9 protein-coding genes are annotated in these 9,503 nt (G+C 73.5%); 5 read left to right on the top strand and 4 right to left on the bottom strand.

Features of this window, described 5'->3' with window-relative positions; genetic code table 11:
* Positions 1-153: 153 nt before the first annotated feature.
* The 4 genes from ACZ7RU_RS18275 to ACZ7RU_RS18260 all read right to left on the bottom strand — a co-directional run bounded on the left by ACZ7RU_RS18275 (position 154) and on the right by ACZ7RU_RS18260 (position 4,983).
* A complete protein-coding gene (locus ACZ7RU_RS18275; RefSeq protein ID WP_470341949.1) occupies positions 154-1,272 on the bottom strand; it encodes a DUF2510 domain-containing protein in 1,119 nt (372 codons plus the stop codon).
* 108 nt (positions 1,273-1,380) lie between these two features.
* A complete protein-coding gene (locus ACZ7RU_RS18270; protein WP_470341948.1) occupies positions 1,381-2,181 on the bottom strand; it encodes a 3-oxoacyl-ACP reductase in 801 nt (266 codons plus the stop codon).
* 7 nt (positions 2,182-2,188) lie between these two features.
* On the bottom strand, positions 2,189-3,565 hold the full coding sequence (locus ACZ7RU_RS18265) for an aldehyde dehydrogenase family protein (protein ID WP_470341947.1): 1,377 nt from the start codon (positions 3,563-3,565) through the stop codon (positions 2,189-2,191).
* Between the two features lie 23 nt (positions 3,566-3,588).
* On the bottom strand, positions 3,589-4,983 hold the full coding sequence (locus ACZ7RU_RS18260; protein ID WP_470341946.1) for a glutamine synthetase family protein: 1,395 nt from the start codon (positions 4,981-4,983) through the stop codon (positions 3,589-3,591).
* Between the two features lie 186 nt (positions 4,984-5,169).
* On the opposite strand from ACZ7RU_RS18260, the gene ACZ7RU_RS18255 reads away from it, so the two are divergent.
* The 5 genes from ACZ7RU_RS18255 to ACZ7RU_RS18235 all read left to right on the top strand — a co-directional run bounded on the left by ACZ7RU_RS18255 (position 5,170) and on the right by ACZ7RU_RS18235 (position 9,444).
* Entirely contained in the window at positions 5,170-5,898 is a 729-nt protein-coding gene (locus ACZ7RU_RS18255; protein ID WP_470341945.1) for a gamma-glutamyl-gamma-aminobutyrate hydrolase family protein, read from the top strand.
* A 194-nt stretch (positions 5,899-6,092) separates the two neighbouring features.
* Complete coding sequence (locus ACZ7RU_RS18250) at positions 6,093-7,202, top strand: cation diffusion facilitator family transporter (protein WP_470341944.1); 1,110 nt, start codon at positions 6,093-6,095, stop codon at positions 7,200-7,202.
* Between the two features lie 61 nt (positions 7,203-7,263).
* Positions 7,264-8,166, top strand: coding sequence for a 5'-3' exonuclease (locus ACZ7RU_RS18245; protein WP_470342176.1), 903 nt, complete (start codon positions 7,264-7,266; stop codon positions 8,164-8,166).
* 133 nt (positions 8,167-8,299) lie between these two features.
* A complete protein-coding gene (locus tag ACZ7RU_RS18240; protein ID WP_470341943.1) occupies positions 8,300-9,097 on the top strand; it encodes a hypothetical protein in 798 nt (265 codons plus the stop codon).
* Positions 9,094-9,444, top strand: a complete 351-nt coding sequence (locus ACZ7RU_RS18235) for a winged helix-turn-helix domain-containing protein (RefSeq protein WP_470341942.1) — start codon at positions 9,094-9,096, stop codon at positions 9,442-9,444. Before ACZ7RU_RS18240 ends, ACZ7RU_RS18235 begins: the two co-directional genes overlap by 4 nt.
* The last annotated feature ends 59 nt before the right edge of the window (positions 9,445-9,503 follow it).

The following is a 9,503-nucleotide window of genomic DNA, read 5'->3' as shown; positions in this document are numbered from 1 at the left end:
CGGGGTTTTTCGACGCGGCTCCGGCTGCGGGGAGGGGGACCGGCCCGACCACCCCCCTTTTTGTCCTGGTTCTTGGGGTACGACCAGGGCTGGCCCCCCCCCATGGGGTTCTCCCTCCCGGGTGGCCCGCCGCCGTGTGAGGAGCGCGGGGGCTCAGGTGGTGGTGCCCCCGGGGCCCCCCGAGCCGGAGCCGGAGCCCGTCCCGGGCAGTTCCGGGATGCTCGGCAGCTTGCCCTTGTAGTCGGTGATGCCCTGGACGATGGTGTCCATCACCGCGACGTCCGGCGACTTGTCGGCGATGTCGAAGCCGAAGTGCACCGAGACCAGCGACTTCCCGTCGGCGGACGGGAAGACCACGGTCTGCACGGTCCCGTTGTTGCCCTTGGGCGCGTCCACCTTCCAGCGGACCAGGTAGCCGTCCTGGCCGTTCACCTTCACGGCCTCGGACTTGAGCTCCTGGTGCCCGGTGACGTCGCCGTACGCGTCCTTGGCCGCCGACGCGATGTCGGCCTTGGCCGCCGCCTGGACGTCGGTGCCGCCGCCGTCGATCCGGCCGGTGTTCACCCCGCCGAGGGAGCACTCGCCCTTGCCGTCCGCGCAGGTGTACGAGCCGACGCTGAGCATGGCGTAGCCCTTGTCGGTGGTGCCGGCCTCCCAGCCGTCCGGGACGGGCAGGGTGAGCCGGTTGACCACGTCGATCGCCTTGTCGGCGCTCGGGCGGGTCTTGCCGCCGCCCTTGCCGCTCCCGCCCTTGCCGTTTCCGCCGCCGTTCCCGTCGCCGCCGCCGTTGCCGGGGTCGCCGAAGTCCGGGAGGCCGCCCCACGGGCGGTTGCCGTCGGACTGCGGGGCCGGGCGGGCGCTGCGCTTGGGGCGGTCCCCGTGGCCGTCCATGGCGAGGTAGGTGATGCCCGAGCCGGCGCCCAGGCCGAGCAGGGCGGCGACGGTGGTCGCCAGCACCAGCTTGGAGGGCCTGCGCCGGGGCCCGCGCGGCGGTCCGGCGGGTGAGCCGTAGGAGGTGCCGAAGGGCGGCGGCTCCGGGTAGCGGACGGTCGGGCCGCTGTCCAGCACCTCGCCCTCCAGCACCGTGGGCTGCCCGGCCGGGTCCGCGGCGGCGGCCGGGTCCGGCTCCGGGGCGGCCGGTGCCGGGGCGTCCGAGGGGGCGGGCCGGGTGTCGGCCGTCCAGCCCCTGCCGTCCCACCACCGCTGGGGCCTCGGGTCACTGGTGGTGTCCTTGGGGTCCGGGTACCACCCGGCGGGAATCTGCTCACTCACGACAGAGAATCTAAAGGCAGCCGGATAAACGCGAAATCAGCGCAGCCGGGAATTCCCGCCGTTTTCGATGAGATTACGGTGAGAACCGGTGCGCCGGGCCGGCGGGGCCTACAGCGGCGTCACGTACGCCCCGGAGATGCCCCCGTCCACCAGGAACTCGCTCGCGGTGATGAACGAGGAGTCGTCGCTGGCCAGGAAGGCCACCGCGGCGGCGATCTCCTCGGCGCGGGCGAACCGGCCGAGCGGGATGTGGACCAGCCGGCGGGCGGCCCGCTCCGGGTCCGCGGCGAACAGCTCGCGCAGCAGCGGGGTGTCCACCGGCCCGGGCGAGAGCGCGTTGACCCGGATGCCCTCCCGGGCGAACTGCACGCCCAGCTCCCGGGACATCGCCAGCACCCCGCCCTTGGAGGCGGTGTAGGAGATCTGCGAGGTGGCCGCGCCCATCCGGGCCACGAAGCTGGCGGTGTTGATGATCGAGCCCCGCCCGTGCCGGCGCATGTACGGCAGCGCGGCCTTGCAGCACAGGTAGACCGAGGTCAGGTTGACCTCCTGGACCCTGCGCCAGGCGTCCAGGCCGGTGGTCAGGATCGAGTCGTCCTCGGGCGGGGAGATGCCGGCGTTGTTGAACGCGACGTCCACGCTGCCGCAGGTCTCGTACGCCTCGTCGAACAGCGCCTCGACCATGTACGGGTCGGTGACGTCGGTGTGCACGAAGAGCCCGCCGACCTCCTTGGCGGCGGCCCGTCCGGTCTCCTCGTCGAGGTCGGCGCAGACCACCTTCGCCCCCTCCGAGGCGAGCCGACGGGCGGCGGCCAGGCCGATGCCGCTGCCCGCGCCGGTGACCACGGCGGTGCGGCCGACCAGCCGGCGGCAGACGGTTCCGTCCTGCGCGGCGTGCTTCTCGCTCATCGGGCTGTCACTCCTCGCTGTGGATGAAGACGTTCTTGGTCTCGGTGAAGTGGCGCAGCGCGTCCGGCCCCAGCTCGCGGCCCACCCCGGACTCGCCGAAGCCGCCGAAGGGCGTCCAGTAGCGCACCGAGGAGTGCGAGTTGACCGACAGGTTGCCCGCCCGTACGCCCCGGGCCAGGCGCAGCGCGCGGCCGACGTCCCGGGTCCAGATCGAGCCGGACAGGCCGTAGCGGGTGGCGTTGGCCAGCCGCAGGGCGTCGGCCTCGTCGGTGAACGGCAGGACGGCGGCGACCGGGCCGAAGATCTCCTCGGTGACGGCCGGGACCTGCGGGTCGGCGGGGGCGACGACGGTCGGCGGGTACCAGTATCCGGGCCCGTCCGGGACCTTGCCGCGGGCCAGCACCGGCAGCTCGGGGGTGAGGTAGGAGGCCACCCGGCGGACCTGGGCGGCCGAGATCAGCGGGCCGAGCTGGGTCTGCGGGTCGGTCGGGTCGCCGGTGCGCAGGGTCTCGACGGCGGGCAGCAGCAGGGCGAGGAAGTCCTCGTACACCTCGCGCTGGACCAGGATCCGGCTGCGGGCGCAGCAGTCCTGGCCGCTGTTGTCGGCGAAGGACATCGGGTCGGCGGCGCGGGCCAGGTCGGCGTCGGTGAAGACGATGCTGGGGCTCTTGCCGCCGAGTTCCAGGGTGACCCGTTTGGCGTGGGCGGCGCAGCGGGCGGCGACCTCCTTGCCGACGACGGTCGAGCCGGTGAAGACGATCTTGCGGACGGCCGGGTGGTCCACCAGGGCCCGGCCGGTGGTGGCTCCGGCGCCGGGGACGACCTGGAACAGGCCTTCGGGCAGGCCCGCCGCGAGGGCGAGTTCGGCCAGCCGCAGGGCGGTCAGCGGAGTGGCCTCGGCGGGCTTGAGCAGGACGGCGTTGCCGGCCGCCAGGGCGGGGGCGAAGCCCCAGGCGGCGATCGGCATCGGGAAGTTCCACGGCGCGATCACCCCGACCACGCCGACCGGCTCGTGGAGGGTCACGTCCAGGCCGCCGGCCACCGGGATCTGCCGGCCGGTCAGCCGTTCCACTCCCCCGGCGGCGTACTCCAGCAGGTCCCGGACGTTGCCGGCCTCCCAGCGGGCGTTGGCGGGCAGGTGGCCGGCCTCGTCCACCTCCAGGGCGGCCAGCTCGGGGACGTGCACCTCGACCTGGTCGGCGAAGCGGCGCAGCAGCCGGGCGCGTTCGCCCGGGGCGAGCGCGGCCCAGCCGGCCTGGGCCTTCCCCGCCCGCCGGACGGCCGCGTCCAGCTGCTCGGGGGCGGTGTCCGGGACGGTGGCGAGCACCTCGCCGGTGGCGGGGTTGCGGACGGTGCTCGCGGCGCTCGCGGCGGACTCGGTCATGCATCACATCCGTCGGTCATGGGTCACATCCGTTCGAAGGATCGGTAGCGCTCCCAGTCGGTGACCGCCCCGTCGTAGGCGGCCTGCTCGACCCGGGCCATGTTCAGGTAGTGCTCGACCACGTCGTCGCCGAAGGCCTCCCGGGCCAGTTCGCTGCCCGCCCACAGCTCCGCCGCCTCGCGCAGCGATCCGGGCACCCGGGCGTATTCCTCGACCGCGTAGGCGTTGCCGAGGCAGGGCGCGGGCAGTTCCAGCTTGCGCTGCAACCCGTGCAGGCCGGCCGCGATCATCCCGGCCACCGCGAGGTACGGGTTGACGTCGCCGCCCGGCACCCGGTTCTCCATCCGCAGGCCGGGGCCGTGGCCGACCACCCGGTAGGCGCAGGTGCGGTTGTCCCGGCCCCAGGCGACGGCGGTCGGGGCGAAGGAGCCCGGGCGGTAGCGCTTGTAGGAGTTGATGTTCGGCGCGTACAGCACGCTGAACTCGCGCAGCGCGACCAGCTGGCCGGCCAGGAAGTGCCGCATGGTGTCGGTCATCCGGCCGTCCCGGTCGGCGAAGGCGGGGGCGCCCACGGCGTCGCGCAGCGAGAGGTGGATGTGGCAGCTGTTGCCCTCGCGTTCGTCGTACTTGGCCATGAAGGTGAGCGCGCAGCCGAGTTGGGCGGCGATCTCCTTCGCGCCGGTCTTGTAGACGCTGTGCTGGTCGCAGGTGGTGAGGGCGTCGGCGTAACGGAAGGCGATCTCGTGCTGGCCGAGGTTGCACTCGCCCTTGGCCGACTCCACCACCAGGCCGGCGCCGGCCATCTCGGTGCGGATCCGGGACAGCAGCGGCTCGACCCGGGCGGTGCCCAGCATCGAGTAGTCCACGTTGTAGAGGTTCGCCGGGGTCAGGCCGCGGTAGCCGCCCAGCCAGGCCTGCTCGTAGGTGTCGCGGAAGACCAGGAACTCCAGTTCGGTGCCGATGTCGGCGGCCAGGCCGTGCTCGGCGAGCCGGGCGATCTGGCGGCGCAGCAGTTGGCGCGGGGCGGCGTCCACCGGGTGGCCGCCGTGCCGGGCGAGGTCGGCGGTGACCTGGGCGGTGCCGGGCTGCCAGGGGGTGAGCCGCAGGGTTCCGAGGTCGGGGCGCATGGCGAAGTCGCCGTAGCCGGTGGCCCAGGAGGAGAAGGCGTAGCCGTCCACGGTGTTCAGGTCGACATCGACGGCCAGCAGGTAGTCGCAGGCCTCGGCGCCGTGCTCGGCGACCTCGTCGAGGAAGAACCGGGCGGCGAAGCGCTTGCCCTGGAGACGGCCCTGCATGTCGGTGAAGGCGAGCGCGACGGTGTGCACCTCGCCGGCGTCCACCAGGGTGCGCAGCCCGTCCAGGGTCAGTGGCGGCCCGGGCGGCGAGCCCGCGGCGACCTGTTCGGACCTATCGGACATTTCAGACATGGCCGAACCCTCCTCCTCGATCACTCTTCGAGATCAAGCGGTCACAGCGAACCGTACGGCCTGCGACTCGCGGGGCGGAAGAGGGCGGGTGGGTGGCGGGTGGGTGTCGGATGCCCGTGGCGCGCCGACGCGCGTGGCTGACGGAGGATCAGGTGCTCCGGGTGGAGAATGCGCGCCATGGATCGCAGGCCTTTGATCGGCGTCAGCACCTACCTGGTGGACGCGAGTTGGAGCGACTGGCGGGGCCGCCGGGTGGCCCTGCTGCCCGAGCGGTACACCGCGCAGGTCCGGGACTCCGGCGGGATCGCGGTCCTGCTGCCGCCGGACGCCCCGGAGCGCGCGCCGGAGGTGCTGGCCCGGCTGGACGGCCTGGTGATCGCGGGCGGGGCGGACATCGACCCGGCGTACTACGGGGAGCCGGCCCATCCGGCGACCGAGGTGGACTCGCCGGAGCGCGACGCCTGGGAGTTCGCGCTGCTGCGGTCGGCGCTGGCGGCGGGGATGCCGCTGCTGGCGGTCTGCCGGGGGATGCAGATCCTGAACGTGGTGTGCGGCGGGACGCTGGTGCAGCACCTGCCGGACGTGGTGCCGGTGGACGTGCACGGCGGCTCGCCCGGGCGCTACGGCACCCACGCGGTGCGGCCGGTGCCGGGGACGCTGCTCGGCGGGCTGCTGACGGAGAGCGAGCTGGAGGTGCCGACCTTCCACCACCAGGCCGTCGGCCGGCTCGGGGAGGGGCTGCGGGTGAGCGCCCACGCACCGGACGGGACGGTGGAGGCGGTGGAGGGCCCGGGGTTCGCGCTCGGGGTGCAGTGGCACCCGGAGCAGGGGGACGACCTGCGGCTGATGCGGGCGCTGGTCCGGGCCGCCACCGCGACGGTCCTCGACGCGCTGGCGCTGGGGTAGCGCAACTGGGCCCGGCAGCAGGGGACTTCGACCGTTCGGAGGGGTGCGGGGTACGTCGGGTCCGGCCCTCCCAACGGCAACGACAACGGTCACCAGTACAGCCTTTGGATCTTTGTCGATTCTGCGGTTCACTTCGGTTGCGGGGCGGTCGCAGCGCGCCCCCTTTCCCACCCGTGCGCCCAGAGAGGACCTTCATGGCCGGGCACGAGCAGTCGCACGATGATCATGGACATGACCACCAGCACTCGGGTTCGCGGTCGCACTCGCACGGGTCCGGGGGCCACTCCCACGGTTCCGGAGGGCACGGGCACGGGTCCGGAGGCCACGGCGGCCACTCGCACGGCGTCGCCGCCGACGCGGACCGCCGCTGGCTGCTCAGCGCCCTCGCCCTGATCGTCGTCTTCATGGCCGGCGAGGTCGTGGTCGGCTTCGCCGCCAGGTCCCTGGCGCTGATCTCGGACGCGGCGCACATGCTCACCGACGCCGCGTCCATCGTGCTCGCGCTGATCGCCATGCGGCTCTCCGCCCGCCCGGCCCGGGGCGGCTACACCTACGGCCTGAAGCGCGCCGAGATCCTCTCCGCGCAGGCCAACGGGGTCACCCTGCTGGTGCTGTCGGCCTGGCTGGGCTACGAGGCGATCACCCGGCTGTTCGAGCCGCCGGAGGTCACCGGCTCACTGGTGCTGATCACCGCGCTGGTCGGGATCGTGGTCAACCTCGCGGCCACCTGGTGCATGTCCAAGGCCAACCGCAGCTCGCTGAACGTCGAGGGCGCCTTCCAGCACGTGCTGACCGACCTGTACGCGTTCATCGCCACCGCCGTCGCCGGTGTGGTCGTGGTGACCACCGGCTTCGCCCGGGCCGACGCGATCGCCTCGCTGATCGTCGTCGCGCTGATGCTCAAGGCCGGCGTCGCGCTGGTCCGGGACTCCGGGCGGATCTTCCTGGAGGCCGCCCCGGCCGGGATCGACCCGGACGCGGTGGCCGACCGGATGGTCACCGAGCCGCTGGTCGAGGAGATCCACGACCTGCACATCTGGGAGATCACCTCCGGCCAGCCCGCCCTGTCCGCGCACATCCTGGTGACCCCCGGCGGCGACTGCCACGCGGTGCGCCGCCGCCTCCAGGGCCGCCTCGCCGCCGAGTACGGGATCACCCACAGCACCCTCCAGGTCGACCACGTCGGCGAGGACGAGTCGGGCGGGCTGCTCCAGATCGCCGGGCCCGGCGACCCGGCCGTCGACGCCGAGCACTGCGCCGACGCCCACGGCCCGGTCCACCGCGCCGGGCCACACGAACACTGACAAGCGCCCCGTCCGTCACCGCGGTGCGGCATGATGCTGAGTCGTGACCGCACCGCGACTGATGCTGCTCGACTCCGCCAGCCTGTACTTCCGGGCCTACTTCGGCGTACCGGACACCCTGCGCTCGCCGCAGGGCGAGCCGGTCAACGCCGTCCGCGGCCTGCTGGACTTCATCGCCCGGCTGGTCCACGACCACCGCCCCGAGGAACTCGTGGCCTGCATGGACGCCGACTGGCGGCCGCAGTGGCGGGTGGACCTCGTCCCCTCCTACAAGACCCACCGGGTCGCCGAGGCCGCCGAGGACGGCGAGGAGGAGGTACCCGACACGCTGGCCCCGCAGGTCCCGGTGATCGAACAGGTGCTGGACGCCCTCGGCATCGCCCGGGTCGGCTCCCCCGGCTACGAGGCCGACGACGTCATCGGCACCCTCACCGCCCGTGCCGCCGGGCCGGTGCAGATCGTCACCGGCGACCGCGACCTCTTCCAGCTGGTGGACGACGCCCGCGGGATCACCGTGCTCTACCCGGTCAAGGGCATGGGCAACCTCCAGGTCACCGACGACGCGCTGCTGCTGGAGAAGTACGGCGTGCGCGGCGCCCAGTACGCCGACATGGCCGCCCTGCGCGGGGACCCGTCGGACGGCCTGCCCGGCGTCAAGGGCATCGGCGAGAAGACCGCCGCCCAGCTGATCAACGAGTACGGCGACCTCGCGGCCATCCGCGCCGCCGCCCTCGACCTCGGCTCCAGGCTCACCCCGGCCCGCCGCCGCAACATCGTCGAAGGCGCCGCCTACCTCGACGTCGCGCCCAAGGTCGTCCGGGTCGCCGACGACGCCCCGCTGCCCGCCTTCGACCCGGCCCTCCCCCGCGAGCCGCTGTACCCCATGACGCTGGAGGAACTCTCCACCCGCTGGGGCCTCGGCACCTCCCTCGACCGCCTCCTGGAAGCCCTCGCCACCCGCTGAGCCGCCGTACGCCGAAGGGCCCGCACGTTCCCTGCCGGAGCGTGCGGGCCCTCGGCGTTCCTTGACGCCATGTCACTTTGCGATGCAAAGTTCATGGCACAGCAAAGCGGAAACGCGTGACAAGGGGTGGATCATGGCGTCAACACACCGGGCCGGCCCGGCCGGACTCCTCGCCGAGACGGAAGGCCTCCGGGCCCGGGCCCGGACCCGGCTGCGCGGCTCGGGGGTGCCGCTGCTCGGCTTCGGCCTGCTCGCCCTGGTCGCCGTGCCGGTCTCCGGCCAGGCCTACAACTTCGGCGCCAACGGACGGTTCGTCGCCTCGTACCCGTCCTTCGCCTACTCCGAGCTCATCGACCTCTGCGTGCCGCACGCACCGGACGGCTCGTGCCGGACCGGCGACTTCGACGGCGCCGTGCTCCGCTTCCTGGCCTGGGGCGTCTGGTACGCCCTGCTCCCGCTCGCCTGGCTGGCCGTGGCCCGCTGGTACCGGCGGCGCGGCGAGGCCCGCGGGATCGTCCCGCACCGCGACGGCTGGGTCGGCACCGCGGTCGGGATCGGCGTGCTGCTCACCGCCGTGCTGCTCGGCCTGGTCTTCGCGCGCCATGTGCCGTTCGGGCTGTCCCTGCTCGTGAACACCTACGCCTCGCCCTGGTACGTGGTCGGCATCGGCCTGATCGTCCTCGGACTGACCGAGCGCAGCCCCCTGGTGACCACCGCCGGCCTCGCCCACACGGCACTGCTCACCGCCTACCTCGCGGCCCCCTGGGAGAGCGGCTGGCTGCCCTGGCTCGACCGCGGAAACGGCGGCTGGGCCGACGGCCCCCAGCCGAAGGCCCTGCTGCTGGCGGCGGTCCTGCTGGCCGCCGGCCTGGCGCAGTGGACGGCGGCCCGCCGCACACCAGGGGCGGTATCCCGTACGGTCACCTCATGAGCGTTGCGGACGAAGCCGAGGAGCAGCACCCGACCCTGGCCCTGGACGACACCGTCCACCAGCGGGTCCGGCTCGGCATCCTGGCGATCGCCCGCGAGGCCGACCGGGTCGAGTTCGGCTTCCTCAAGGAGCAGCTGGGCGCCACCGACGGCAACCTGTCCCGCCACCTCAAGGTCCTGGAGGAGTCCGGCCTGATCGCCGTCGCCAAGGGCTACGTAGGACGCCGCCCCCGCACCTGGATCACCCTCACCCCCCACGGCGCCGACGCCCTCGACCGCGAACTCCGCGCCCTGCGCGCCCTCGTCCGCCGCCTCGACGCCACCGGGCCCGGTCGCCCCGGGGCGTAGGAAGTCGGCCGGGCCGACTTCCTACGCAACACGGTGGAGGCCAAAGCGGCGAGGTGAAG

It is taken from the genome of Kitasatospora sp. NPDC114501, from assembly GCF_055633695.1.
Note: the sequence above shows the minus strand (reverse complement) of the source record. Positions and strands in the feature narration are given on the sequence as shown.

Bases quoted from the DNA above. Each gene is read 5' to 3' on its own strand.
- ACZ7RU_RS18270 (WP_470341948.1), bottom strand. From the start codon at position 2,181: ATGAGCGAGAAGCACGCCGCGCAGGACGGAACCGTCTGCCGCCGGCTG.
- ACZ7RU_RS18265 (WP_470341947.1), bottom strand. From the start codon at position 3,565: ATGACCGAGTCCGCCGCGAGCGCCGCGAGCACCGTCCGCAACCCCGCC.
- ACZ7RU_RS18260 (WP_470341946.1), bottom strand. From the start codon at position 4,983: ATGTCCGATAGGTCCGAACAGGTCGCCGCGGGCTCGCCGCCCGGGCCG.
- ACZ7RU_RS18255 (WP_470341945.1), top strand. From the start codon at position 5,170: ATGGATCGCAGGCCTTTGATCGGCGTCAGCACCTACCTGGTGGACGCG.
- ACZ7RU_RS18250 (WP_470341944.1), top strand. From the start codon at position 6,093: ATGGCCGGGCACGAGCAGTCGCACGATGATCATGGACATGACCACCAG.
- ACZ7RU_RS18245 (WP_470342176.1), top strand. From the start codon at position 7,264: ATGCTGCTCGACTCCGCCAGCCTGTACTTCCGGGCCTACTTCGGCGTA.
- ACZ7RU_RS18240 (WP_470341943.1), top strand. From the start codon at position 8,300: ATGGCGTCAACACACCGGGCCGGCCCGGCCGGACTCCTCGCCGAGACG.
- ACZ7RU_RS18235 (WP_470341942.1), top strand. From the start codon at position 9,094: ATGAGCGTTGCGGACGAAGCCGAGGAGCAGCACCCGACCCTGGCCCTG.